At 56.5% G+C, this 25949-nt stretch carries 19 protein-coding genes; 6 read left to right on the top strand and 13 right to left on the bottom strand.

Annotated features, from left to right (window positions below; genetic code table 11):
- Positions 1–25 precede the first annotated feature (25 nt).
- The gene (gene malT / locus L384_RS16860) at positions 26–2731 is read right to left on the bottom strand and encodes an HTH-type transcriptional regulator MalT (protein WP_003861595.1); all 2706 of its coding nucleotides are present in this window, start codon (positions 2729–2731) and stop codon (positions 26–28) included.
- 572 nt (positions 2732–3303) lie between these two features.
- On the opposite strand from malT, the gene malP reads away from it, so the two are divergent.
- Together malP and malQ are read left to right on the top strand one after the other, a co-directional pair.
- Positions 3304–5697 (top strand): maltodextrin phosphorylase, encoded by a 2394-nt coding sequence (malP, locus tag L384_RS16865; protein WP_023323832.1) that lies wholly within the window; start codon positions 3304–3306, stop codon positions 5695–5697.
- 9 nt (positions 5698–5706) lie between these two features.
- The gene (gene malQ, locus L384_RS16870) at positions 5707–7788 is read left to right on the top strand and encodes a 4-alpha-glucanotransferase (RefSeq protein WP_023323831.1); all 2082 of its coding nucleotides are present in this window, start codon (positions 5707–5709) and stop codon (positions 7786–7788) included.
- A gap of 85 nt (positions 7789–7873) precedes the next feature.
- Here malQ and gntT read toward each other — a convergent pair whose 3' ends face one another.
- The 3 genes from gntT to gntX form a co-directional block, all read right to left on the bottom strand.
- Positions 7874–9190 carry a gluconate transporter gene (gene gntT / locus L384_RS16875; protein ID WP_017384145.1) on the bottom strand — a complete coding sequence of 439 codons (1317 nt, stop codon included), beginning with the start codon at positions 9188–9190 and terminating at the stop codon, positions 7874–7876.
- Positions 9191–9495: 305 nt separating this feature from the next.
- The gene (nfuA, locus tag L384_RS16880) at positions 9496–10071 is read right to left on the bottom strand and encodes a Fe-S biogenesis protein NfuA (RefSeq protein ID WP_003861601.1); all 576 of its coding nucleotides are present in this window, start codon (positions 10069–10071) and stop codon (positions 9496–9498) included.
- 61 nt (positions 10072–10132) lie between these two features.
- On the bottom strand, positions 10133–10813 hold the full coding sequence (gene gntX, locus L384_RS16885) for a DNA utilization protein GntX (protein ID WP_023323830.1): 681 nt from the start codon (positions 10811–10813) through the stop codon (positions 10133–10135).
- A 36-nt stretch (positions 10814–10849) separates the two neighbouring features.
- Here gntX and bioH point away from each other — a divergent pair, with 36 nt between their 5' ends.
- Positions 10850–11632: a pimeloyl-ACP methyl ester esterase BioH gene (gene bioH / locus L384_RS16890; RefSeq protein ID WP_003861604.1), complete on the top strand. Its 783-nt coding sequence runs from the start codon at positions 10850–10852 to the stop codon at positions 11630–11632.
- Here bioH and feoC read toward each other — a convergent pair.
- From feoC to greB, 5 genes are all read right to left on the bottom strand, one after another.
- Positions 11607–11843 (bottom strand): [Fe-S]-dependent transcriptional repressor FeoC, encoded by a 237-nt coding sequence (feoC, locus tag L384_RS16895; RefSeq protein ID WP_017384148.1) that lies wholly within the window; start codon positions 11841–11843, stop codon positions 11607–11609. The genes bioH and feoC overlap by 26 nt on opposite strands.
- 10 nt (positions 11844–11853) lie before the next feature.
- Entirely contained in the window at positions 11854–14172 is a 2319-nt protein-coding gene (feoB, locus tag L384_RS16900) for a Fe(2+) transporter permease subunit FeoB (RefSeq protein WP_003861609.1), read from the bottom strand.
- A gap of 30 nt (positions 14173–14202) precedes the next feature.
- On the bottom strand, positions 14203–14430 hold the full coding sequence (gene feoA, locus L384_RS16905; RefSeq protein WP_003861611.1) for a ferrous iron transporter A: 228 nt from the start codon (positions 14428–14430) through the stop codon (positions 14203–14205).
- Between the two features lie 319 nt (positions 14431–14749).
- Entirely contained in the window at positions 14750–17080 is a 2331-nt protein-coding gene (locus L384_RS16910) for a Tex family protein (RefSeq protein WP_023314958.1), read from the bottom strand.
- 87 nt (positions 17081–17167) lie between these two features.
- On the bottom strand, positions 17168–17641 hold the full coding sequence (gene greB / locus L384_RS16915) for a transcription elongation factor GreB (protein ID WP_003861614.1): 474 nt from the start codon (positions 17639–17641) through the stop codon (positions 17168–17170).
- Positions 17642–17869: 228 nt separating this feature from the next.
- Here greB and ompR point away from each other — a divergent pair, with 228 nt between their 5' ends.
- Together ompR and envZ are read left to right on the top strand one after the other, a co-directional pair.
- Positions 17870–18589, top strand: a complete 720-nt coding sequence (gene ompR, locus L384_RS16920; RefSeq protein ID WP_001157751.1) for an osmolarity response regulator transcription factor OmpR — start codon at positions 17870–17872, stop codon at positions 18587–18589.
- Entirely contained in the window at positions 18586–19932 is a 1347-nt protein-coding gene (gene envZ / locus L384_RS16925; RefSeq protein ID WP_003861615.1) for a two-component system sensor histidine kinase EnvZ, read from the top strand. Before ompR ends, envZ begins: the two co-directional genes overlap by 4 nt.
- 97 nt (positions 19933–20029) lie before the next feature.
- Here envZ and pckA read toward each other — a convergent pair whose 3' ends face one another.
- The gene (gene pckA, locus L384_RS16930; protein ID WP_003861616.1) at positions 20030–21649 is read right to left on the bottom strand and encodes a phosphoenolpyruvate carboxykinase (ATP); all 1620 of its coding nucleotides are present in this window, start codon (positions 21647–21649) and stop codon (positions 20030–20032) included.
- A gap of 376 nt (positions 21650–22025) precedes the next feature.
- On the opposite strand from pckA, the gene L384_RS16935 reads away from it, so the two are divergent.
- Positions 22026–23783, top strand: a complete 1758-nt coding sequence (locus L384_RS16935; RefSeq protein ID WP_023323829.1) for a DUF4153 domain-containing protein — start codon at positions 22026–22028, stop codon at positions 23781–23783.
- Positions 23784–23905: 122 nt separating this feature from the next.
- Here the strand turns inward: L384_RS16935 and hslO are convergent, their stop codons facing one another.
- Genes hslO through yrfG form a run of 3 tightly spaced genes read right to left on the bottom strand, consistent with a single transcriptional unit; the run spans position 23906 to position 25890 of the window.
- Positions 23906–24790 carry an Hsp33 family molecular chaperone HslO gene (gene hslO, locus L384_RS16940; RefSeq protein WP_006812239.1) on the bottom strand — a complete coding sequence of 295 codons (885 nt, stop codon included), beginning with the start codon at positions 24788–24790 and terminating at the stop codon, positions 23906–23908.
- 18 nt (positions 24791–24808) lie between these two features.
- Positions 24809–25210 (bottom strand): ribosome-associated heat shock protein Hsp15, encoded by a 402-nt coding sequence (hslR, locus tag L384_RS16945; protein WP_003861618.1) that lies wholly within the window; start codon positions 25208–25210, stop codon positions 24809–24811.
- On the bottom strand, positions 25207–25890 hold the full coding sequence (gene yrfG, locus L384_RS16950) for a GMP/IMP nucleotidase (RefSeq protein ID WP_023314955.1): 684 nt from the start codon (positions 25888–25890) through the stop codon (positions 25207–25209). Before yrfG ends, hslR begins: the two co-directional genes overlap by 4 nt.
- Positions 25891–25949 lie beyond the last annotated feature (59 nt).

The following is a 25949-nucleotide window of genomic DNA, read 5'->3' as shown; positions in this document are numbered from 1 at the left end:
GTGAGGGCATCAGACCGCAGAGGATTTACACTCCGTACCCCATCATCTTCAACAGCTGCTGCGCATGCTGCACCGCATCCTGACGGTGCGCCACGCCCAGCTTCTGATACAGATTGCGAATGTGCGTTTTGATGGTGGTCGCCGCCACCGCCAGCTCACCGGCAATCTGCTCGTTGCTGTAGCCTGAATAGATCAGCCCCAGCACCTGCCATTCACGCTGGGTGAGCGGGCTGGTACGGATAAGCTCCGGCACTTCCGGATGGTTCAGCAGACGTTCAACAAAGTTCTCATCGAAGTGCGCAAACTTGTGGCGATGATGCTGGTTAATCTCGCGCAGAATGCGCTGGGCGCGATGCTGATCGAGTTCCGGCAGCGTGTTGAGTTGAATCAGCTGGCGCAGCTGCTGGGCCATCACTTCACCCTCAATTACAAAGTGGCTGATAAACCCGGTGCGGTTCGCCAGCTGCAACGCTTCCAGCAGTACGCGCTGGGCATCGTTTTTACGTCCTGCCTGCCAGTAAAGCTGGTTTAACAGCAGCAGGTTGCGGTTTAAATCGCTCATCAGGCGCAGGCTGCGGGCGTTTTCGTTTAACTCTTCCAGCACGATCTCGGCAGGCTCAAAGTCACCCAGCAGGATCTGCACGCGGGCAATATTGCGCCACTGGCTTTGCAGGAAGTGGTTATTGGCAAATTCCGGTTTAGGCGTGTGACGCAGCCAGTTGGCGGCGGACTTTTTATCGCCGGTCATCTGCCAGTAAATCACCCTGACCTTATCGGCGTTGGAGACCCAGTCGCTATGGTACTGTCCGTTGCCGAGCAGATTTTCCAGGCGGTTAAGGTGGTTACGGGCATTATCCAGGTCGCCGCGTGCCAGCGAGCACTGCACCAGCAGAGCCAGACACTGGAGCTGCTGCTGCGGCTGGAAGCTCGAAAGGACATTCAGACCCTGGCGGGCGCAGCTTTCTGCTTCATCCAGACGCGACCATGCCCACAGCAGCTGAGCGCGAATACGCAACAGGAACTCGTGCATCGGCAGCTGTTCCAGATGTTGTTCACGGATCAGCTGGAACGCTTTCTCCTGGTTTTCCCAGGCTGCTTGCAGAAACCCCTGAGCAAATAAAATCTCGCTTTGCTGGATCAGGCTCCACAGGGCGTAATGCCAGACATCGTGGCGGCGCGCCATCTGTTCGGTTTGCTGCATGAGTGAAAGCGAACGCGTGAGATCGCCCTTACAGTGCAGCACTTCGCCGTGTACCGAGGTGGCCACAATACGGCTGTAAAAATTCGCCAGCGGCAGCTCATCCAGCGCGACCATCGCCAGCCGTTCAGCTTCATCCGGGTCCCCGTCGTTAATCGCCACCTGTGCGCGCAGGGCGTTAAATTCGCCGTGCAGGGTGGTATCCATCTCGCTTTCCATCTCCTGCTCGGCGCGCGCCAGCAGGGTGTTCACTTCGCTGTAGCGATGCTGGCTCTGCATCAGCCAGGCCTGGAGCAGCACCAGACGCGGATTCTCCAGCAGGCTTTCCCACGGCAGCGCTTTTAACGACTCTTCCAGCAGCGTCAGTTCGCTGTGGTTGAACAGTCCCCACGCGTGGTTGAGCAGAATATCGCGCAGCATACCGGCATCCCCGGCGGCCAGCGCATGGTGGATAGCCTCGCTCGGGAAACCTTGCGCCATCCAGCTTTCGGCGGCGGCGCGGTGAATGTCAGGCAGCTCTGCGGCCAGCTCCCACTGGCAACGCTGGCGCAGGAAGCTGCCAAACAGCGGATGGTAGCTAAACCATTCGCCGTGATCGTCCATGCGCGTCAGGAACAGACCCTGACGTTCAATCTCTTCGAGCTGGAGCTGCCCGTTTTCAATACCGGTGACGCGCACAATCAGCGCGTCGTTCATGGAGCGCAGCAGGGAGCTTTTCAGCAGGAAATGGCGGGTGGAGAGGTCAACGCTGTCGAGTACCTCATCCACCAGATAATCCGACAGGTGGCTGGCGTTGATGCCCGCCAGGCGGCGTGCGGACTGATGCGTCGGGCTGTTGTTTTGCCGCGCGGAGAGGGCAATCAGCTGAAGCGCCGTGGCCCAGCCGGCAACGTCATCGCACAGGCGGCTGCTTTCAGACGCCTCAATCGGAGACGTCAGACGGCAGTCAAAGAACTGCTTCGCTTCCTGATGGGTAAAGGCCAGCTGCTGACTGCCGATTTCCAGAAGCTGATCGCGCACCCGCAGGTTGGCAATGCCCAACTGCGGAAGGTTACGCGACAGGACAACCAGCGTCAGGTTTTCCGGCTGATGGCGCAGGAAGAAACGCATGGACTCGTGAATAACCGGGTTGGTGATCAGATGATAATCATCAATCACCACATACAGCGGGCGATGCCATTCGGCCAGCTCGATAAACAGCTGGGAGAAAAGAGAGGACAGGCTGGCGTACTGGCGCTTTTGCACCATCACCTCGCTGGTGACGCAGTGTCCGTTGGTCGCCTGCTGAATCGCGGCAATTAAATAGCTGGCAAAACGCTCCTGCTGGTTATCACCTTCATCCAGGGAGTACCAGCCAAGATCGCTTTTACCTGCCGCCCATTGCGAAATGAGCGTTGTTTTTCCATAACCCGCAGGACTCGTAACCAGCGCCAGTCGGAAATTATGCGCACCGGAAAGTTTAGCCAGCAGGCGCTCGCGGACCACAGTATGGTCAAGACGAACCGGGCGACTTAATTTGGACGGAATCAACATAGTTTTCACTTCACTGTGGGGAACGAGAGAATTTATTTTTTTTGCGCTTCGTAATTAATATCTATAAGTTCGGCCAATAGAGGAACTATTGCAAGTTATGTCTGGGTTTGGAGGCTCTGAATTTGCACTCTGTCACAAAACATTCTCATCACTGATGGAACTTTCCGTAAATGGCTGGATGCCGCGCTGCTTCTGGCTTGTCTGCATGACGCTCGGTTGCGCTGAAACTGGTTTCAGAAAGAGATAATGACGGTGAAGTTAATTAACTTTGGGGAAAGTTGCATGGGCTTAATAGTGGTGCTGAATAATCCCGACGCGCGGAAATATTATTCTACGTAAGTAATCATTTCAGCGATGATTAATTTCTTCCGAAACTGCATTTCATTTCTTTGAGGTTCTTCCGGGATCGCTTTTTCCGCGAAGCGCACACTTACACAGTGGCCTCGATCACACTTTTATGCTCATCCCCGCTACTCCTCCCTGCCTAATCCCCGACAGGAGGAGGAAGAGGCGCAATGAGCCAGGCACACTAGCGCCAAATGTGTTTTCTCTCTACAGGATGCCGATTCCCTATGTCACAGCCTACTTTCAACAAAGCTCAATTTCAGGCTGCCCTGACGCGTCAGTGGCAGCGTTTTGGCCTTCATGCTGCAAACGAGATGACGCCTCACCAGTGGTGGCAGGCGGTGAGCGGGGCGCTCGCAGAACAGCTGGACGCTCAGCCTGTGGCGAAGCCTGTGAAAGGCCAGCGTCACGTCAACTACATTTCGATGGAGTTCCTGATTGGCCGTCTGACGGGTAACAATCTGCTGAACCTTGGCTGGTATCAGGAGGTCGGTGACGTGCTGAAAGAACACGACATCAACCTGACCGATCTGCTGGAAGAAGAGGTTGACCCGGCGCTGGGTAACGGCGGTCTGGGACGTCTGGCAGCCTGCTTCCTGGATTCCATGGCAACGGTGGGCCAGTCGGCGATTGGCTATGGCCTGAACTATCAGTACGGCCTGTTCCGTCAGTCATTTGCCGACGGCCATCAGATGGAAGCGCCGGACGACTGGCACCGCAATACCTATCCGTGGTTCCGCCACAACGCGCAGCTGGATGTGCAGGTCGGGATTGGCGGGAAAGTCACGAAGCAGGGACTCTGGGAACCGGCGTTCACCATTACCGGTGAAGCCTGGGACCTGCCGGTACTCGGCTACCGTAACGGCGTGGCGCAGCCGCTGCGTCTGTGGCAGGCGAAGCACGCGCATCCGTTTAACCTGACCAAATTCAACGACGGTGACTTCCTGCGCGCCGAGCAGCAGGGGATCGACGCCGAGAAGCTGACTAAAGTCCTCTATCCGAACGATAATCATCTGGCGGGTAAAAAGCTGCGTCTGATGCAGCAGTACTTCCAGTGCGCCTGCTCCGTGGCGGACATTCTGCGTCGACACCACCTGGCGGGCCGCAAGCTGGCTCAACTGCCGGACTTCGAAGTTATTCAGCTTAACGACACGCATCCGACCATTGCCATCCCGGAACTGCTGCGCGTGCTGATCGACGAGCATCAGCTGAGCTGGGACGACGCCTGGGCCATCACTAGCCGCACCTTCGCCTACACCAACCACACCCTGATGCCGGAAGCGCTGGAGTGCTGGGATGAGAAGCTGGTGAAAACGCTGCTGCCGCGCCATATGCAGATCATCAATAAGATTAACGACCAGTTCAAAACGCTGGTGGAGAAAACCTGGCCGGGTGACAAAGCCGTCTGGGCGAAGCTGGCCGTGGTACACGACAAACAGGTGCGCATGGCGAACATGTGCGTGGTCAGCGGCTTTGCGGTGAACGGCGTGGCGGCGCTGCACTCGGATCTGGTGGTCAAAGATCTCTTCCCGGAATACCACCAGCTGTGGCCGACCAAATTCCATAACGTGACCAACGGCATCACGCCGCGTCGCTGGATCAAGCAGTGCAACCCGCTGCTGGCCGGCCTGCTGGACAAAACCCTGAAGAAAGAGTGGGCCAACGATCTGGACCAGCTCATCAACCTGGAAAAATACGCTGACGACGCGAAATTCCGCGAACAGTACCGCGCGATTAAGCTGGAGAACAAAGTTCGCCTGGCTGAGTTCGTGAAAATGCGCACCGGGATTGAGATCAACCCGAATGCGATTTTCGATATCCAGATCAAACGTCTGCACGAGTACAAACGTCAGCACCTGAACCTGCTGCACATTCTGGCGCTGTATAAAGAGATCCGCGAGAATCCACAGGCCGACCGCGTTCCGCGCGTGTTCCTGTTCGGTGCGAAAGCGGCGCCGGGCTACTACCTGGCGAAAAACATTATCCTCGCCATTAATAAAGTGGCGGCGGCGATCAACAACGATCCGAAAGTGGGCGATAAGCTGAAGGTGGTGTTCCTGCCGGACTACTGCGTTTCTGCGGCTGAAATGCTGATCCCGGCGGCGGATATTTCCGAGCAGATCTCTACCGCCGGTAAAGAAGCGTCCGGTACCGGCAACATGAAGCTGGCCCTGAACGGTGCGCTGACCGTCGGCACGCTGGACGGTGCGAACGTCGAAATTGCCGAGAAGGTCGGCGAAGAGAACATCTTTATCTTCGGCCATACTGTTGAAGAAGTGAAAGCCATCAAAGCCAAAGGGTACGACCCGGTGAAATGGCGTAAAAAAGACAAAGTGCTGGATGCGGTGCTCAAAGAGCTGGAAAGCGGGAAGTACAGCGACGGCGACAAGCACGCGTTTGACCAGATGCTGCACAGCATGGACAAACAGGGCGGCGACCCGTACCTGGTGATGGCTGACTTCTCGGCTTATGTTGAAGCGCAGAAGCAGGTCGACGTGCTGTATCGCGACCAGGATGCCTGGACCCGCGCGTGTATCCTGAACACCGCGCGCTGCGGTATGTTCAGCTCTGACCGCTCAATCCGTGATTATCAGGCTCGTATCTGGCAGGCAAAACGCTAAGGAAGCGCGATGGAGAGTAAACGTCTGGACAGTGCCGCGCAGGCGGCGGGAATTAGCCTCAGTTACATCAATGCGCACGGCAAACCGCAGTCTATTGGTGCGGACACCAAAAGACGTTTGCTGGATGCCATGCACAAAACCGACGCGAAAGCGTCGGGTGCGCCGGTGCCGAACGTGAAGGTCTTTACCGCGGGCAAAAAGATGCCGCTGGCGGTGGAAGGGCGTGGCGAGTTCAGCTGGCTGCTCACCACCGAAGAGGGGCATCAGCACAAAGGCCATGCCACAGGCGGCAAAACCCTTAACCTTCCGGCGAAGCTGCCGGAGGGCTACCACACGCTTACGCTTACCCGGGACGACCAGCGTTTTCACTGTCGGGTGATTGTGGCGCCAAAGCGTTGCTATGAGCCGCAGGCGCTGCTTGAAGGCAAAAAGCTGTGGGGCGCCTGCGTGCAGCTCTATACCCTGCGTTCGGACAGTAACTGGGGCATTGGCGATTTTGGCGACCTGAAAAAGATGCTGGCATCCGTGGGCGAACGCGGCGGCGCGTTCATCGGCCTCAACCCGATCCACGCCCTCTATCCGGCCAACCCGGAAAGCGCCAGCCCGTACAGCCCGTCGTCCCGTCGCTGGCTGAACGTGATTTATATCGACGTTAACGCGTTAGACGATTTCAAAAACAGCAAAGAGGCGCAGGCGTGGTGGAAGCTTGAGACCACCCAACAGATGCTGAAACAGGCCCGCGATGCGGACTGGGTCGATTATGCCTCCGTGACCGCGCTGAAAATGGCGGCGCTGCGTCTGGCATGGAAGGGCTTTGCGAAGCGTGACGACGAGCAGATGGCAGCCTTCCGCCAGTTTGTGATGCAGGAAGGCGAGAGCCTTTACTGGCAGGCAGCGTTTGATGCGCTGCATGCGTATCAGGTCCAGGAGGATGAGATGCGCTGGGGCTGGCCGGTGTGGCCGGAAGCGTATCAGTCCGTGGATACCCCGGAAGTGAAGGCGTTCTGTGAGACGCATGCCGACGAGGTGGATTTCTATCTCTGGTTGCAGTGGCTGGCGTACAGCCAGTTTGCCGCCTGCTGGCAGGTGAGCCAGGGCTATAACATGCCGATCGGGCTGTATCGCGATCTGGCCGTCGGCGTGGCGGAAGGCGGGGCGGAGACCTGGTGTGACCGTGAACTTTACTGTCTGAAAGCCTCCGTCGGTGCGCCGCCGGATATTCTGGGCCCGCTTGGTCAGAACTGGGGCTTACCGCCAATGGATCCGCACGTGATGGCGGCGCGTGCCTACGAGCCGTTTATCGACCTGCTGCGCGCTAACATGCAGAACTGCGGCGCGTTGCGTATCGACCACGTGATGTCCGTGCTGCGCCTGTGGTGGATCCCGTACGGTGAAACGGCTGACCACGGGGCGTACGTGCAATATCCGGTGGACGATTTGCTCTCAATCCTCGCGCTGGAGAGTAAACGTCATCAGTGCATGGTGATTGGCGAAGATCTCGGAACCGTGCCGGTGGAAATTGTCAGTAAGCTCCGCGACAGCGGCGTCTACTCCTACAAAGTGCTGTATTTTGAAAACGACCATGAGAAAACCTTCCGCGCGCCGAAAGCGTACCCTGAACAGTCAATGGCAGTCGCGACGACGCATGATCTTCCTACGCTCAGAGGCTACTGGGAAAGCGGCGACCTGACGCTCGGCAAAACGTTAGGTCTCTACCCGGATGAAGAGGTGCTGCGCGGGCTATATCAGGATCGCGAGCTGGCGAAGCAGGGGCTGCTGGACGCGCTGCATAAGCATGGCTGTCTGCCGAAGCGCGCCGGGCATAAGGCGTCGCTGATGTCGATGACGCCAACGCTTAATCGTGGCTTACAGCGCTATATTGCCGACAGCAACAGCGCATTGCTCGGTCTGCAACCGGAAGACTGGATTGATATGGCGGAGCCGGTAAACATCCCCGGCACCAGCTATCAATACAAAAACTGGCGACGCAAACTGTCCACCACGCTTGAGGCGATGTTTGCCGATGATGGGGTGAACAGGTTGATTAAGGATTTGGACAAGCGCAGAAGAGCGGTGGGTAATAAGCGGTAGTTTCACCCTCACCCTAACCCTCTCCCAGAGGGAGAGGGAATAGAATGTAGGCCGGGTAAGCGTCAGCGCTACCCGGCTTTTTACATCAAACCACCATATTCAACAGCAGCACCCCGACCAGACCGCACACCGAAATAATGGTTTCCAGCGCGGACCAGGACTTGATGGTTTCACCGATGGTCAGGTTGAAGTACTCCTTGAACAGCCAGAAGCCCGGATCGTTCACGTGGGAGAAAATCACGCTGCCCGAACCGACCGCGATAACCATCAGTTCAGGGCTGACGCCCGTCGTGGCAATCAGCGGTGCCACGATGCCGCCTGCGGTAATCGCCGCAACGGTCGCAGAGCCCAGCGCAATACGCAGAACGGCGGCGATAGACCACGCCATCAGCAGCGGAGAGACGTTGGTTTCGTGCATCATGGCAGCGATGTATTTATCCACGCCGCTGTCGACCAGCACCTGCTTGAACGCGCCGCCGCCGCCGATGATCAGCAGCATCATGGCGATGATTTTGATGGAAGAGGTCAGCGTATCGTTGATCTGATCCATGGAGCGACCGCGGTTAAGACCGAAGGTAAACATCGCAATCAATACCGCAATCAGCGTTGCCATTACCGGGTCGCCCAGGAACTCCGCAACGGACAGGAACGCGTGACCTTTTGGCAGAACCATCTCTGCTATGGCACGCATCGCCATCAGGATCACCGGTACCAGTGAGGTCCAGACGCTGACGCCAAAGCCTGGCATCTCTTCTTCAGTAAAGGTTTTGGCGCTGTACAGCCCTTCCGGGATAGGCTTATCGATGCCTTTCAGGAAGCGCGCATACACCGGGCCTGCCAGAATCACCGTCGGGATCGCCAGAATCGTACCGAACAGCAGGGTTTTACCCATATCGGCGTGGAAGATGGTGGCGATAGCCGTTGGACCCGGGTGCGGCGGCAGGAAACCGTGGGTGACGGACAGCGCCGCAGCCATCGGCACGCCCACGAACAGCAGCGGGATGTTGGCGGCAGCGGCGATGGTGAACACCAGCGGCAGCATCAGAACGAAGCCCACTTCATAGAACAGCGCGAAACCGACGGTAAAACCGGTTAACACCACTGCCCATTGAATGTTCTTCTTACCAAATTTGTCGATCAGCGTGGTGGCAATACGCTGTGCGCCACCGCAGTCCGCGAGCATTTTACCGAGCATGGCGCCGAAGCCCATGATCAGCGCCAGGCTGCCGAGCGTACCGCCGACACCGGCTTTAATGGAGCTGATAACTTTAACCAGCGGCATTCCCTGCATCAGACCGACTGCAAGTGCCACCAGAACCAGAGCGATAAATCCGTTCATTTTGAAGCGGATCATCAAGAGCAGTAATAACACAACACCGATAGCGACGATGACTAATGGCATGATTGACCTGGCCTTTGAATTGTTATGGGTAACGTCATTGTTTCAACGACAAATTCCGGTTGTCCCAACTGGGAACAGAGTGTTAACGGCACTCATACTGATGCCTGCGAAAACGTTAAGTTTAGTCGGCTGTTATAAGGGTGTTGAGTGCCCACGAGAATGATACGGGTAACATGATGTGATTGAGAATCACCCAGGGAGGCAAAATTTGAATTATGAGACGCAGGTCAACATATAGAGGGGGAGGCAAGAAAATGTAGGCCCGGTAAGCGCAGCGCCACCGGGCAATACAGACGGGCACTGAATCAGTAGTAGGAGTGCTCGCCGCGCTGGTGCTCAGTCAGATCGCGCACGCCTTTCAGTTCCGGGAATTCGTTCAGCAGCTGCTTCTCGATCCCTTCTTTCAGGGTGACATCGACCATGGAGCAGCCGTTACAGCCGCCGCCGAATTGCAGGATTGCCAGACCATCTTCGGTGATTTCCATCAGGGAAACACGCCCCCCGTGGCCGGCCAGCTGCGGGTTGATCTGCGATTGCAGCAGATATTCCACACGCTCCATCAGCGGGGCATCGTCAGAGACTTTACGCATTTTCGCGTTCGGTGCCTTCAGCGTCAGCTGAGAACCCAGCTGGTCGGTGACGAAATCAATCTCCGCATCTTCAAGATACGGCGCGCTCAGCTCATCAACGTACGCGGTGAGCTGTTCAAATTTAAGGGCAGTGTCAGTTGCTTCCACTGCATCCGGAGGACAATAAGAGACACCACATTCTGCATTCGGAGTGCCTGGATTGATCACAAACACGCGGATCTGCGTCCCTTCTTCCTGATTTGCCAGCAGTTTGGCAAAGTGCGCTTGTGCAGAATCGGAAATACGGATCATAGCTTTGGCCTAATAGTTGACTAAATTACCTGGGTATAATCATACGCCCATTGAAGAAGGGCTACAAGGTACGGCACAGACACCATACCTGAACTGACGCGGCGCCGCTTTGCAAAAGCAGTCGGGAAAGTTCAGCCACGGTACTGCCCGTGGTGACGACATCATCCACAATCGCGATATGGAGACCGTTGACCGGCAATTCAAGGCGAAAGGCGTTTTTCAGGTTCCTTTTGCGCGACCGGGCGTTGAGCCGGTGCTGAACGGCAGTGGCATGAATACGTTTCAGCGCAGAGGCGGGGTACCGGCAACCCAGCCAGTGGGCGAGCGGACGACACAGCAGGTCGCTTTGATTGTATCCCCGCCGCCAGTGGCGGCGCTGAAACAGTGGCACGTTCACAAGCGTGTCGACCGGCGGCAGTCCTCGCGTTCTTCGCGCCTGCAATACCGCCAGTAATAACAGGCGTGCCAGCGGCTGCGCCAGCGCGATCTGGCTGGAAAACTTGAACTGATGAACCAGACGACTCAGCGGCAATACATAATCATCCACCGCCACCAGCGCGCTCCACGGCGGCGCTTTTTTCAGGCATCGGCCGCAGGGAAGCGTCTGGCTGACGGCAGGCAAGCCGCATTGCGGACAGCCCTTCAGGTAACCCAGCGCTCGCGTGCAAACGGAACAGACGCCCCACGCGCTCATCGCAAGTGGCATTCGGCATAGCCAGCACAAGCCGGGCACTGTTAGCATACGCAACCTCCATGTGAAAAAAGAGAACGTTAACTGATGAAGACGCTGTGGTGGCAGACCGTTGGGACGGGAAATTGTCATCTTGTGCTGCTGCACGGATGGGGACTGAACGCCGAAGTGTGGCGTTGCATAAGTGAGGAACTGGCCTCGCAATTCACGGTACACCTGGTGGATCTACCGGGCTATGGCCGTAGCCACGGCTATGGCGCGATGACGCTTGACGACATGGCGGAGCAGGTTCTGGAAGCGGCGCCGCAAAAAGCCGTCTGGCTCGGCTGGAGCCTGGGCGGGCTGGTGGTAAGCCAGATTGCGCTGCGCCATCCTGAGCGGGTCCAGGCGCTGATCACCGTTGCCTCATCACCCTGTTTCAGCGCCCGCGAGGCGTGGCCGGGCATTAAACCCGAGGTGCTGGCCGGGTTCCAGCATCAGCTGAGCGAAGACTTCCAGCGGACGGTGGAGCGTTTTCTGGCGCTACAAACCATGGGAACAGAAACCGCCCGTCAGGACGCACGGACGTTGAAGCAGACGGTGCTTTCTCTGCCGATGCCGGAGGTTGAGGTGCTGAACGGTGGACTGGAGATCCTGAAAACGGCCGATCTGCGCGAGCCGCTGGCGTCGTTAACGGTGCCGCATCTGCGTATTTATGGCTATCTGGATGGACTGGTTCCGCGCAAGGTGGTTCCGCTGCTGGATGCGCTGTGGCCGGAGAGTAAATCAATGGTGGTTGCCAAAGCGGCACATGCGCCGTTCATCTCTCATCCTGCTGAGTTTTGTTCGGCGCTGTCCGGTTTTATCAGCGAAGCGTCCACCACTCCCTGAGACAGGCTTTACCTTCAGGACAACTCTTACAACTGCCGGACAGACAACCGTCCGGCTCTTCCTGAATGCGCACGGCTTTCCCCATCGCCTCCAGCCTTTCCAGCATGGCATCGATCATCGGCTGCGGCGTATGCAGGCTGAGGCTGAGCTGCTTCGCCTCCATTCGTCCCTGTAACGCCAGTAAGTCACGAACCTGAATCAACGATGCCATCTTTTTCCCCTCAGTGACAGTCGCCTGCTGGGCTGTTACAGCAGGTCGTTGGGGTTTTGCGCGTTGCCAGCAGGTTAACGTCAACGCGGCTACGCGCCCGGCGCAGCAGGCCAATCACCATTACGTTAAACAGGATCACCGCGAGGATACAGACCAGGCTGTAGCGCGGATGCTGGCTGTAATTGACGGCCTGATAAAACACGGTCGCCAGCGAGTAGGCAATGTTCAGCCCCCACAGAATGGAGAAGCCCATCCAGCCGCGGCTGGACTCACGGGCAATGGCGCCCATGACCGAGATGCATGGAATATAGAGCAGGACGAAGATCAGGTAGCTGTAGGCCGCCGACGCGCTGCCAAATTTCTGGCCCATCACGCCCATTGCTCCGGTCGCCATTTCGCCGTCGCCTTTGCTGGCTTCAATCGGGTTCGCCAGTACGCTCAGGCTGAAGGTGTCTTTCAGGCTCTGCCAGGTCTCTTCCACCGCGCCAAGCAGTTCATCGCCGAGGTTGAACGCTGCCGGGTTGAACTCCTCTTCCTGGATGTTTTCCGCGGTGTAAAGCGTGTTCAGGGTGCCGACAACCACCTCTTTTGCCATCGCGCCGGTGAACAGGCCCACGGTTGCCTGCCAGTTGTCTTCCTGAACGCCAATCGGTTTGAAGACCGGCGTAATGATCCGGCTGACGGAGGCCAGGGCAGAGTCATTAATGTTGTCCGCGGCCTGGCCGCTCAGGGTGAAGCTGTTCAGGGCGCTCAGGAAAATGCTGACCACCACAATCACCTTACCGGCGCGCAGAACGAAGCCCTTCAGGCGCTGCCATGTCTGAATAATCAGGCTTTTCAGATGCGGAACGTGATAAACCGGCAGTTCCATCACGAACGGCGACGCTTCGCCACGCATGATGGTGTGCTTCAGCATCAGGCCGGTGAGAATAGCCATCACGATACCCAGCACATACAGGGAGAAGACGGCCAGCGCCCCTTCCTGACCAAAGAACGCCGCGGCAAAGACCGCGAAGATCGCCAGACGCGCGCCGCAGGACATGAACGGCGCCATCATGATGGTCATCAGGCGTTCGCGCGGGGCATCCAGCGTACGCGCGCCCATGACTGACGGCACGTTACAGCCAAAACCGACAATCAGCGGCACGAAGGATTTACCCGGCAGCCCCAGCGCCTGCATCAGGCGGTCCATTACGAAGGCCGCGCGCGCCATGTAGCCGGAATCCTCAAGGAAGGAGAGGAACAGGTACATCATGCCGATCTGCGGTACTAGTGGCAGGACGGTATTAATCCCGCCGCCGATCCCCTGCGCAAGGAAGATGGTCAACCATTCCGGGAAGTGGAGGGTGTAGCCCAGCCACTGAATACCGTGCACGAAGATAGCGACAGAGCCGCCATCAAAGATAGGTTGTAATGCACCGCCGATGTTAATGGCGAGCAGGAACATCACGTACATCACCAGTAAAAAGATCGGCAAACCGAGGAAGCGGTTGAGCACAATCTTATCCACGGCGGCGGTGAAGCGGCTGGGTTCAGCGGTTAATGCATTGCTGACCACGTCACAGATAGCGGCGATGGCCTGATAGCGCGCATCCGCAATATGCAGAGCGGGATCGTCCAGCTCGTCGCTCAGGCGAGCCTGCGCGACGCCCAGCTTATCAGCCGCATCGCCTGCGTAGGCGCGGCTGTAGATATCGCCTTCCAGCATTTGCAGGCCAAGCCACAGACGTTGTCTGGCGGGCATGCTGTTGTCCATCTCCTGCGCCAGTTGCCCGGCTTCGCGCAGCAGCGGCTGGGCGTAGTGGACCAGTTCGACGTCGGCATTGCCCGTGTGGCGGTCAATCGCCAGCTTCAGGGCGTCAATGCCGCGCGCGCGGGTAGAAACCAGCGGAACCACCGGGCAGCCCAGACGGGCGGAGAGGGCGTCGACGTCGATGCGCAGCTTTTGCTTCTCGGCGATGTCGAGCATGTTAAGCGCTACGATGCAGGGAATACCCAGCTCCAGCAGCTGTAACGTGAGATACAGATTTCGTTCGAGATTGGAGGCATCCACCACATTGATGAGCAGATCCGCGTCGCCGCTCAGAATATAGTGGCAGGCAATTTGCTCATCGAGTGAGGTCTGGGATGAAATCGTGGTGAGTGAATAGGTCCCCGGTAAATCAACCAGCGTGACCTGATTATCTGTTGTAGTGAACTGGCCCTCTTTGCGTTCAACCGTTACGCCTGCCCAATTTCCCACACGCTGGCGTGCGCCGGTTAACTGATTAAATAAGGTTGTCTTGCCGGAATTAGGATTGCCAATTAAGCCAATAGTTAATTTTTTCATTGTAATAGACTCACTGAAACCGCTGGCTTGTTAACGGGATAAAGATTCAACTTCAATTAATGCGAGGTCTTTTTTACGCAGAACCAGATTAACGCGTCGGGTTTCGATATGAACAGGATCGCCCAACGGCGCAACGCGCACCACCTGGAACGATGAGCCGGGTAGCATGCCCAGGGACAGCAGCTTCTGCCGATAGGCCGGGCTTATCTCACGGGTAAAACCGATAATTTTCCACGCACTGTCTGGAGTGAATTGCATAGCGCCTGATTCCACGAGAGGTTAAATAATCTACACTGCGATGATAATGAGAATAGTTTTTATCAGCAATAATAAAAATGTGACGGGATGTTGTTAATCGTATTAATTTGCGGTCTGCTTGACCTTGCTCAATATTTGCGAAATTGAGGTGAAAATAAAAAGAAGGCTATTTGTTAATGAGGTGATAATTCGTGGTTTAAATATGGATACAACTTATTTATTTTAATTCCCTGCGGCCTGCTTGCCGGGCGGCACTGCGTTTGCCCGGCCTACAAAACCGTAGGCCCGGTAAGCGTCGCGCCACCGGGCATTTACAGCATTAGCGTTTCTTACCCATCGCCGCTGCCAGCGCATCCATCATCGCGCTGTTGCCTGCTGGCTGTGCGTCACGTCCGCGTGGCTTCGCGGCTTTCGCTGCCGGACGCTGCTGTTCACGGCCACCGCCATTACCGCCACGGCGCGCGTTAGTGTCGCCCGGCTGCTCGTCCAGACGCATGGTCAGGGCAATACGCTTGCGCTGGAGATCCACTTCCAGCACTTTCACCTTCACGATGTCGCCCGCTTTGACAACGGTGTGCGGATCTTCAACGAACTTGTCTGCGAGGGAAGAGATATGCACCAGACCGTCCTGATGCACACCGATATCCACAAACGCGCCAAAGTTGGTGACGTTGGTTACCGCCCCCTCCAGCACCATGCCCGGCAGCAGGTCGTTCATGGTTTCCACGCCGTCAGCAAAGGTCGCGGTTTTAAACTCAGGACGCGGATCGCGGCCCGGTTTTTCCAGCTCTTTGATGATGTCAGTGACCGTCGGCACACCGAACTGTTCGTCGGTGAAATCCACCGCTTTCAGGTTACGCAGCGCGCTGCTGTCGCCCATCAGGTCTTTAAGCGCCTGCTGAGTCGCGGCCAGGATGCGCTCAACAACAGGGTACGCTTCCGGGTGAACGGTAGAGGCATCCAGCGGGTTATCGCCGTGGTTGATGCGCAGGAAGCCCGCGCACTGTTCAAATGCTTTCGGCCCCAGACGGCTCACCTTCAGCAGCTGCTGACGGTTCTGGAACTGACCGTTCTCATCACGCCAGGCGACGATATTCTGTGCCATCATACGGGTCAGGCCCGCCACGCGGGTCAGCAGGGGAACGGAAGCGGTGTTCAGGTCCACGCCGACGGCGTTAACACAGTCTTCCACTACCGCATCCAGCTTGCGCGCCAGCTGCGTCTGGCTCACGTCGTGCTGATACTGGCCCACACCGATGGATTTCGGGTCGATCTTCACCAGCTCCGCCAGCGGATCCTGCAAACGACGGGCGATAGAGACCGCGCCGCGCAGGGAAACGTCCAGATCCGGGAACTCCTGCGCTGCCAGCTCAGAGGCGGAGTAGACTGATGCCCCCGCTTCGCTGACGATCACTTTCTGCGCCGTCACTTTCGGGAACTGCTTCTGCACGTCGAGATAGAAACGTTCGGTTTCGCGGGACGCCGTACCGTTACCGATGGCAACCAGCTCAACGTTGTACTTCTCGCACAGCGCGGCGACGACGACAGCCGCTTTCGCTGCCTGACCGGTGTGCGGGTAAATGGTGTCGGTGGCAACCAGCTTGCCGGTGCCGTCAACCACGGCCACCTTCACGCCGGTACGCAGACCCGGATCGAGACCCATGGTGGCGCGCAGGCCAGCTGGCGCAGCCATCAGCAGATCGTGCAGGTTACGGGCGAAGACGTTGATCGCTTCGTCTTCGGCGCGCTCGCGCACGGTGCCCATCAGCTCGGTTTCGAGGTGCATCAGCACCTTAATGCGCCAGGTCCAGCTCACCACGCCTTTGCGCCAGCTGTCCGCCGGGGCGTTGTTCAGGCGCAGACCGAGGTGATCCATAATGATCTGCTCGCAGTGGCTCTCTTTTGGCGGCTCGTCAAACTGCGGATCGGCATTCAGGGAGAGTTGCAGCACGCCTTCGTTACGGCCGCGGAACATCGCCAGCGCGCGGTGAGACGGCGCGGTAGAAATGGGTTCGTGGTGATCGAAATAGTCGCGGAATTTCGCGCCTTCTTCCTCTTTGCCGGACACCACGGTGGAGACGATATGCGCGTTCTTCCACAGGTAATCACGCACTTTGGCCAGCAGCGCCGCGTCTTCGGCGAAGCGCTCCATCAGAATATAGCGAGCACCGTCCAGCGCGGCTTTGGTGTCTGCTACGCCTTTATCGGCGTCGATAAACTTGGCGGCTTCGGTTTCCGGATCGTGAGACGGCTCGTTCCACAGCAGATCGGCCAGTGGCTCAAGGCCGGCTTCGATCGCAATCTGCCCGCGCGTGCGGCGCTTCGGTTTATACGGCAGATAGAGGTCTTCGAGTTCGGTTTTACTCAGGGTACCGTTAATGGCTTTTTCCAGGTCACTGGTCAGCTTGCCCTGCTCGCCGATAGATTTGAGGATCGCCTGACGTCGGTCTTCCAGCTCGCGCAGATAGCCCAGACGGGTCTCAAGGTTTCGCAGCTGCGTGTCATCCAGACCGCCGGTGACTTCCTTACGATAACGTGCAATAAACGGCACGGTGTTCCCTTCATCAAGCAGGCGAACGGCAGCTTCTACCTGTTCGGCTCTGGCCTGAAGTTCACCCGCAATAATGCGGCAGAGCGACTCTTTCATCATGATCAGTTCATCTTGTGGATCGAAAATCAGGGGGATAGTTATACGGGCTGACACTAAAAAATGCCAGCCGGGGAGGGCGCTCTCGGACTATTTAACATACACGATTTCGTTGACGTACCAGCTTGCTTCACCCGCGGGCGTCTGGACAACGGCTAAATCGCCCACCTCTTTTTTCAGCAGGGCGCGGGCCATGGGTGAATCGATAGAAATGTAATCCTTACGACCAAAAATTTCATCATAGCCGACGATACGAAAACGCAGGGTGTCGCCGTTGTCGTTTTCAATTTCGACCCACGCGCCGAAGAACACTTTACCTTCCTGCTGCGGGGAGTAATCGACAATTTTGAGATTCTCGAGACACTTCGTCAGGTAGCGTACCCGGCGATCGATTTCGCGCAGTCGCTTTTTATTGTACTGATAGTCCGCATTCTCGCTGCGGTCGCCCAGACTTGCGGCCCAGGTGACTTTTTTGGTCACTTCCGGACGCTCTTCGCGCCACAGGTAATCCATCTCTTTTTTGAGTTTCTCGTACCCTTCGCGGGTGATCAGAGGCGTTTTCATGGTGCAGCCTTTAATGCCGGTTAACTGTCTTTGCGCACAATACGTAGCGCACAGTGTAACAGACAAGATTAATAATGATTTATGTGATGAAATGAACAGATAAGCTGCTGTTAAATATGCTTTGTAACAATTTCGTCTAGAATTTATACCAGAATTTGCTGGTCGAACCCGTGCACTTTTTTAGAATACGCTGTTCCAGGCTTATCCGAACCTTTGGGAGTACACACAATGCAAGAGAACTACAAAATTCTGGTCGTAGATGACGACATGCGCCTGCGTGCGCTGCTGGAACGTTATCTGACCGAGCAGGGCTTCCAGGTTCGTAGCGTCGCGAACGCGGAACAGATGGATCGTCTGCTGACGCGTGAATCTTTCCACCTGATGGTGTTGGACCTGATGCTGCCTGGCGAAGACGGGCTCTCTATTTGCCGCCGTCTGCGCAGCCAGAGCAACCCGATGCCGATCATCATGGTGACGGCGAAGGGTGAAGAAGTCGACCGTATTGTCGGCCTTGAGATTGGCGCTGATGACTACATTCCAAAGCCGTTTAACCCGCGTGAACTGCTGGCGCGTATTCGCGCCGTGCTGCGTCGTCAGGCGAACGAACTGCCGGGCGCGCCATCTCAGGAAGAGGCCGTCATTGCATTCGGTAAGTTCAAGCTGAACCTCGGCACCCGTGAGATGTTCCGTGAAGATGAGCCAATGCCGCTCACCAGCGGTGAGTTCGCGGTGCTGAAAGCGCTGGTCAGCCACCCGCGTGAGCCGCTCTCCCGTGACAAGCTGATGAACCTGGCGCGTGGTCGTGAATACTCCGCGATGGAGCGTTCTATCGACGTGCAAATCTCTCGTCTGCGTCGTATGGTGGAAGAAGATCCGGCGCATCCTCGTTATATTCAGACCGTTTGGGGTCTGGGCTACGTGTTTGTCCCGGACGGCTCTAAAGCATGAGGCGAATGCGCTTCTCGCCGCGAAGTTCGTTTGCCCGCACGCTGTTATTGATCGTCACCCTGCTGTTTGTCAGTCTGGTGACGACCTACCTGGTGGTGCTGAACTTTGCAATCCTGCCGAGCCTCCAGCAGTTTAATAAGGTGCTAGCATACGAAGTGCGTATGCTGATGACCGACAAACTGCAACTGGAGGACGGCACGCAGTTGGTTGTTCCCCCGGCGTTCCGTCGGGAAATCTACCGTGAGCTGGGCATTTCTCTCTACTCGAACGAAGCGGCGGAAGATGCCGGCCTGCGCTGGGCGCAGCACTATGAATTCCTCAGCCAGCAGATGGCGCAGCAGCTTGGCGGCCCGACGGAAGTGCGCGTTGAGGTCAATAAAAGCTCGCCGGTTGTCTGGCTGAAAACCTGGCTGTCACCCAACATCTGGGTGCGTGTTCCGCTCACCGAGATTCATCAGGGCGACTTCTCACCGCTGTTCCGATACACCCTGGCGATCATGCTGCTGGCCATCGGCGGCGCATGGCTGTTTATTCGTATCCAGAACCGACCGCTGGTCGACCTGGAGCATGCGGCATTACAGGTCGGTAAAGGTATTATCCCACCGCCGCTGCGCGAGTATGGCGCATCGGAAGTGCGCTCGGTAACGCGTGCGTTTAACCACATGGCGGCAGGCGTTAAACAGCTGGCGGACGACCGTACGCTGCTGATGGCGGGGGTCAGCCATGACCTTCGCACGCCCCTGACGCGTATCCGGCTGGCGACGGAGATGATGGGCGAGCAGGATGGTTATCTTGCAGAGTCCATCAACAAGGATATCGAAGAGTGTAACGCCATCATCGAGCAGTTTATCGACTACCTGCGCACCGGGCAGGAGATGCCGATGGAGATGGCGGATCTGAATGCGGTTCTGGGCGAAGTGGTTGCTGCCGAAAGCGGCTACGAACGTGAAATTGCGACCGACCTTCAGGCAGGTGAGATTCAGGTACGTATGCACCCGCTCTCCATTAAACGCGCGGTGGCGAATATGGTGGTCAACGCGGCGCGCTACGGCAACGGCTGGATCAAAGTCAGCAGCGGTACGGAACTCAACCGCGCCTGGTTCCAGGTGGAAGACGATGGCCCGGGCATCAAGCCTGAGCAGCGTAAGCACCTGTTCCAGCCATTTGTGCGCGGCGACAGCGCGCGCAGCACCAGCGGAACCGGCTTAGGCCTGGCGATTGTGCAGCGTATTGTGGATAACCATAACGGACTGCTGGAAATTGGCACCAGCGAGCGGGGTGGTTTGAGCATTCGTGCGTGGTTACCGGTGCCGGTTTTACGGGGTCAGGTGAAAGAGAGTTAAAAAAGGGTGGGGCCTGATGCCCTCACCCCGGCCCTCTCCCACGGGGAGAGGGAAAAAACATTAAAAAAGGCAACTTTCGTTGCCTTTTTGCTTTTACCTACAGCTTCGGTCCAGCACTCACCAGCGCAGCACCCGCCGGGGTGTCGGTATACTTCTCGAAGTTTTCGATAAACAGTTTCGCCAGCGATTCAGCCTTCTCACGCCACTGTTCCGGTGAACCGTAGGTGTTACGCGGATCCAGGATACGCGTATCCACGCCCGGCAGCGCTGTTGGGATCGCCAGATCGAACATCGGCAGCGTAAAGGTCTCGGCGTTATCCAGCGAACCATCCAGAATCGCGTCGATGATGGCGCGTGTATCTTTGATGGAGATACGTTTGCCCGTACCGTTCCAGCCGGTGTTTACCAGGTATGCCTGGGCGCCGGATGCCTGCATGCGTTTCACCAGCACTTCCGCGTACTGCGTTGGGTGCAGCGACAGGAACGCCGCGCCGAAGCAGGCGGAGAAGGTTGGGGTTGGCTCGGTCACACCGCGCTCGGTACCCGCCAGTTTAGCGGTAAAGCCGGAGAGGAAATGGTACTGCGTCTGGCTGGCGGTCAGGCGGGAAACCGGTGGCAGCACGCCGAATGCATCTGCGGTCAGGAAAATCACCTTCGTGGCGTGACCCGCCTTCGATACCGGCTTGACGATGTTCTCGATGTGGTAGATCGGGTAAGAGACGCGGGTGTTTTCGGTTTTAGACGCATCGTCGAAGTCGATAGAGCCATCGGCACGCACGGTGACGTTTTCCAGCAGCGCATCGCGGCGAATCGCGTGGTAGATATCCGGCTCTGCCTCTTCCGACAGGCGAATGGTCTTCGCGTAGCAGCCGCCTTCAAAGTTAAACACGCCGTCATCATCCCAGCCATGTTCATCGTCGCCAATCAGACGACGTTTTGGATCGGTGGACAGCGTTGTTTTACCGGTGCCGGAAAGGCCGAAGAACACTGCTACATCGCCTTTTTCCCCGACGTTCGCCGAGCAGTGCATGGAGGCGATACCGCGCAACGGCAGCAGGTAGTTCATGACCGAGAACATCCCTTTCTTCATTTCGCCGCCGTACCAGGTACCGCCGATCAGCTGGATACGCTCGGTCAGGTTGAAGGCGATAAAGTTTTCGGAGTTCAGACCCTGCTCTTTCCACTGTGGGTTGGTGCATTTCGCGCCGTTCATCACGATAAAGTCAGGGGTGAAGTCTTGCAGTTCTTCATCAGTTGGACGAATGAACATGTTCTTCACAAAATGCGCCTGCCAGGCCACTTCGGTGATAAATCGTACGGAGAGACGGGTGTCGGCGTTAGCGCCGCAGAACGCATCAATAATAAACAGACGCTTGCCGGAAAGCTGATGGGTGACAAGTCCTTTCAGATGCTGCCAGGTTTCCGGGGAGAGCGGTTTGTTATCGTTCTTCCCTTTGCCCTTATCAGCCCACCACAGCGTATCGCGGGTGGTGTCATCTCGGACGATATACTTATCTTTCGGCGAACGACCGGTAAAAATACCCGTATCGACGGCGATAGCACCCAGGTTCGTCAACACACCACGCTCGTATCCTTCCAGTGCCGGATTGAGCTCTTCCTGATACAGCGTATCGTAATCGGGGTTGTAGACCACTTCCTGGACGTCGTGAATACCATAAGCCTTGAGATCTTGCGGGGTTAAACCATTAACACGCATATCACTGCTCCTTAGCCAATATGTACTGCCTGAAATTGTAGGGTTTTTCTGGGGATGTTAACCGCGACGGGGCTCATAGATTTACGTATCTGGTCAAAACCCTTACTAACGGAAAACGCTGCGACTCCAGTCACAGGGCGGGCAGATTATCGCAGGAATCGCTTTTTGGATGGGGAAAATGTTCTTAAAAGGTTAATCTCTGGTGAATTTATCCAGAAGAATGTGAATGTAATCGCATACATGTAAGAAAATTACGTAAGGGTTACACTGGGAAAACGATTCAGGTCTCTTGGGTCAGCTATTTTCAGAGTTTGAGGTGGGGGCCAGAGTTTTGCTTTGATGAGACAATAGATTTTTCATGAACAAGGGATGAGAAATGGAAAACCGTGAGACGTTATCCGCTTTAACGCGCGTAGCCGTCGTGCTGGCGGGGGCTCTACAGGGCGTAATTTGCTATGTAATTACGTGGTATATCGAGTACGCAAAATTGCCATCGGATACGCTGTGGCTGATGTGTGTAGTACCTGCCACCGTGGTAATGACAACCACGTTGTCTCTTGCCATGACGTCATCCAGAAAGCCATTTTTGTGGCTGTCACTCGGGATGATCGGCGCGGCAGTCGCGGGTATGGGCGGCTGGCTTAAGTGGAGCGTTGCAGGACTCGAAAGCTGGAATCTCAGAGATGAGATGCTCGTTTTCGGCTTTCATCTGCTGCTGATGATGCTGTTCGTGTTGCCATGGCTTCAGCGGCGTCTGGATCCCGTCCCGACTACCTCGTTCTACAGCGACTTTTATCAACGAAACTGGCATAACGCGCTGACACTGCTCATTATTTTTGTTTCGAATGGTCTCTTCTGGCTGGTGCTTTTCCTCTGGGCCGAGCTTTTCGAACTTATCGGCATCGGCTTTTTTGATCGTCTTTTCTTTCATTCTGACGGGTTTATTTCAGTGGCGATTGGCGTGGTTTCAGCCAGTGCGGCCGTGCTCACGCGCATGCAGGTAAGGTTAATCTTTGCCCTGCAAAATCTGCTGACCCTCATCGCCACCGGTCTGCTTCCCCTAATGGCGGCGCTGGCGCTGCTCTTTATTGGCGCGTTGCCTTTTGTCGGCTTTGAATCCATTTCAGCCAGACTATCCGCCGCGGGCTTGCTGACCACCTTAGCGCTGCTGCTGTTATTCCTGGTGACGATAGTGTGGCATCCACAGCGTCAAACACTGCCTTACTATGCCCCGCTGCGAGGGATGATTCGCCTCGCTGTGGCTATCGTACCCGCGTATCCGGTTCTGGCGGGGTGGGCGCTGTGGCTACGCATTTCGCAATACGGCTGGTCACCCGAGCGTCTGTACGGGGTATTGATAACCATCGTGGCGCTGGTCTGGGCGATCGGTTTTTGCGCCAGCGCTCTGATTCAGCGCCGTGAACCGCAGAAGATCCATGCGTACGTCATCCCGGCGACCGGGCTGCTTTCCCTCATTTTCCTGGCGTTGGTCCATACCCCCGTGCTGGATCCGTGGCGAATAAGTGTTGCAAGCCATATGGCCCGCTATCAGGACGGCAGAATAACTGCGGATCAAGTCAGCCTGTATATGCTCAGTAACGCTGGACGAAAGGGGCGGGAGGCGATGCTCACGCTGCAAAACGATCCGCAGTTTATCTCTAACCCAAAACGCCAGCGTGAAATAAATGGTCTTCTCTCCAGGAATGCTGGCGGAGCAGGTAAGATGACCGCCGCGATGCTGGAAAAACAGGTCCAGCTCGCACCGGGAATGGCTCATCCTGATAAGACATTTTGGCAAGCCATGCTCAGCAATCAGTATCGCTTCGAGAGCTGCGATAGCGCCCAGAGTAACTGTTTACTTATGCCGCTGGATCTTAACAGCGACGGCAAGCCGGAAGCCGTGCTATTTCAATTTACCGATCGCACGATCGTGGCTTACACACAAACTAACACGGGCTGGAGGATCGCCGGGGACGCGTGGAAAATGCCGGAGGCATTGACCAGAGGAGAACTTGACCGCGCATTAAGGCAGAGGAAAGTGAAATCTGTCGTGAAGCCCTGGGCGGATATTGAGATTTTTGGGGAGCGTGTCGATATGAGCTACGACAGTTACAATAATGCGCAGTGGCGTTAGTGCTTTTTCTTGCCGGGTGGCGCTACGCTTACCCGGCCTACAATTAGCAATCATATCAAAAAATTGCACAATTCATTGTAGGCCCGTGCGAGCATAGCGCCGCCGGGCATCAGGCTCAGAGCTTAGTGAACCTGCGGATCCGCCGGAGAGGCGTTATTGCGGATCTCCGCGATATCCATCGAATTGAACACGTAGTGCGTACCGCAGTAGTCACAGTGCATATCGATTTCACCGTCTTCCGCCATGATGCTGTCGATCTCTTCATCCGGCAGCGTTTTCAGGGCACCAGCACAACGCTCGCGGGAGCAGGTGCACTTAAATTCCACCGCCTGCGGATCGTAAACCGTCACTTCTTCTTCGTGGTAGAGACGCCACAGCACGTCGGTCGCCGACAGGGTGAACAGCTCTTCCGCTTTGATGGTTTCCGTCAGCGTTGCCAGATGCTCGAAATCATTGGTCTGTGCATCCTGCGCAGGCAGAACCTGAAGCAGCATACCACCGGCAGCAGGCTGACCATCTACTTCACCGGTGCGGATGAACAGACGGGTTGGCAGCTGTTCGGAACGCATGAAGTAATCTTCCAGGCAGGCGGCAAGCGTGTCGCCTTCCAGACCGACAACGCCCTGATAGCGCTCACCCTCTTCAGGCGAAATCGTGATAACCAGGTAGCCATTTCCGACCAGCGTTTTCAGATCCGCATTTTCAGGGATATCGCCCTGAACGCGCGCCACGCCGCGCATTTGCTGCTGGTTATTACCGTTGATCACCGCCAGCGACATCGGGCCATCACCCTGCAACTGAACGGTAATATCGCCAGCGAACTTCAGCGTGGCGGTCAGCAGACTGGTGGCAACCAGCAGTTCGCCCAACAGGGTTTTCACCGGCAGCGGGTAGTTGTGGTTTTCCAGAATCTGTTTCCAGGTTTCGGATACGGTGACCAGCTCGCCGCGCACGGCGAATTGTTCAAACAGATAGCGGTGTAATTGGTCGTGTTGGGCCATTTTCATCTCTCGTGCAGGTGAGGGTTACTCGCTCTCACCGTGTTTAAATTTCATCAGATCGCGGCGCTCTTTTTTATCCGGTCGCCGGTCCGGGTGAGGCATAGTTAGCGCGTTCATTTTGCGCGCCAGCGCGGTTTTCTCGCGCTTCTCTATGCTTTCGGCCGTCTCTTCATACAGCAAAACGGCTTCGGTTGCGGGCCGCCGTTGTTCGGTAATGGCTTTCACCACCACTGTTTTCTCATCGTTGCCCTGGCGAAGCGTTAACGTGGCATTCAGTTCAACCAGCTTGCTCGGTTTGCTGCGCTGACCGTTGTAATGCACCTTTCCGCCGTCAACCATTTCACGGGCAAGGGCGCGCGTTTTGTAAAAACGGGCGGCCCACAGCCATTTATCCAGTCTTACCCCATCAGAGGGTTTTTCTTTCATGGCGTCTCCTTCACGGTGAGTGAGGGGATCATCCGGCGATAGTCGTTCAGCCCCGGATGTCGCAGATAGCTTTTTTCAGCCAGGCCGGAATCCGGATTAGTCACGCCCAGACAATAGCGAATGCCAAAAGCGGCCGCAGAATCCAGAATCGGCTCGCTGTCGTCAATAAACAGCGTGCGTTCCGGCTGTAAACCGGTCTCTTCCACCACGGCATGCCACAACCGCTGATCCTCTTTCGGATAACCAAATGTGTGGGTGGAAAGCAATAAATCAAGGTGCGAAGCAAGACCGGTATGTTCCAGCTTCACGGCCAGGTTATGGGGATGCGCATTTGTCAGCAAAATACGGCGCTTACCGCAGGCTTTCAGCGCGTCCAGGAACGGGACCGTATCTTCGCGCAGTACGGCGCGTGCGCCCTGGGCGGTGGTCATGGCACAAATATCCAAACCGAGTCGCTCGCTCCAGTAGTCAAGACAGTACCAGTTTAGCGTATGCTGCACCGCGCTATATTGCGAACGAATGAATTCCTGCGCTTCTGCCGGGGAGATCCCCTGCTGTTCACCGTAAGTTTCCGGGACCAGCTTTTGCCAGAAATAGTTATCAAAGGCGAGATCAAGCAGCGTGCCGTCCATATCAAGCAGGACGGTATCGACCGCCTGCCAGTCGATATCAAGATGCATAAGGGGGAACTCCAGCCAGAAGAAACGTGCGCGACAGGGTAGCACAACTTGTCGCGCAG

Source organism: Enterobacter sp. MGH 38 (assembly GCF_000492855.1).
Classification (GTDB): domain Bacteria; phylum Pseudomonadota; class Gammaproteobacteria; order Enterobacterales; family Enterobacteriaceae; genus Enterobacter; species Enterobacter hormaechei_C.
Note: the sequence above shows the minus strand (reverse complement) of the source record. Positions and strands in the feature narration are given on the sequence as shown.

Coding starts and splice junctions, on each gene's coding strand:
- malT (WP_003861595.1), bottom strand. CDS start 2,731: ATGTTGATTCCGTCCAAATTAAGTCGCCCGGTTCGTCTTGACCATACT.
- malP (WP_023323832.1), top strand. CDS start 3,304: ATGTCACAGCCTACTTTCAACAAAGCTCAATTTCAGGCTGCCCTGACG.
- malQ (WP_023323831.1), top strand. CDS start 5,707: ATGGAGAGTAAACGTCTGGACAGTGCCGCGCAGGCGGCGGGAATTAGC.
- gntT (WP_017384145.1), bottom strand. CDS start 9,190: ATGCCATTAGTCATCGTCGCTATCGGTGTTGTGTTATTACTGCTCTTG.
- nfuA (WP_003861601.1), bottom strand. CDS start 10,071: ATGATCCGTATTTCCGATTCTGCACAAGCGCACTTTGCCAAACTGCTG.
- gntX (WP_023323830.1), bottom strand. CDS start 10,813: ATGCTAACAGTGCCCGGCTTGTGCTGGCTATGCCGAATGCCACTTGCG.
- bioH (WP_003861604.1), top strand. CDS start 10,850: ATGAAGACGCTGTGGTGGCAGACCGTTGGGACGGGAAATTGTCATCTT.
- feoC (WP_017384148.1), bottom strand. CDS start 11,843: ATGGCATCGTTGATTCAGGTTCGTGACTTACTGGCGTTACAGGGACGA.
- feoB (WP_003861609.1), bottom strand. CDS start 14,172: ATGAAAAAATTAACTATTGGCTTAATTGGCAATCCTAATTCCGGCAAG.
- feoA (WP_003861611.1), bottom strand. CDS start 14,430: ATGCAATTCACTCCAGACAGTGCGTGGAAAATTATCGGTTTTACCCGT.
- L384_RS16910 (WP_023314958.1), bottom strand. CDS start 17,080: ATGATGAAAGAGTCGCTCTGCCGCATTATTGCGGGTGAACTTCAGGCC.
- greB (WP_003861614.1), bottom strand. CDS start 17,641: ATGAAAACGCCTCTGATCACCCGCGAAGGGTACGAGAAACTCAAAAAA.
- ompR (WP_001157751.1), top strand. CDS start 17,870: ATGCAAGAGAACTACAAAATTCTGGTCGTAGATGACGACATGCGCCTG.
- envZ (WP_003861615.1), top strand. CDS start 18,586: ATGAGGCGAATGCGCTTCTCGCCGCGAAGTTCGTTTGCCCGCACGCTG.
- pckA (WP_003861616.1), bottom strand. CDS start 21,649: ATGCGTGTTAATGGTTTAACCCCGCAAGATCTCAAGGCTTATGGTATT.
- L384_RS16935 (WP_023323829.1), top strand. CDS start 22,026: ATGGAAAACCGTGAGACGTTATCCGCTTTAACGCGCGTAGCCGTCGTG.
- hslO (WP_006812239.1), bottom strand. CDS start 24,790: ATGAAAATGGCCCAACACGACCAATTACACCGCTATCTGTTTGAACAA.
- hslR (WP_003861618.1), bottom strand. CDS start 25,210: ATGAAAGAAAAACCCTCTGATGGGGTAAGACTGGATAAATGGCTGTGG.
- yrfG (WP_023314955.1), bottom strand. CDS start 25,890: ATGCATCTTGATATCGACTGGCAGGCGGTCGATACCGTCCTGCTTGAT.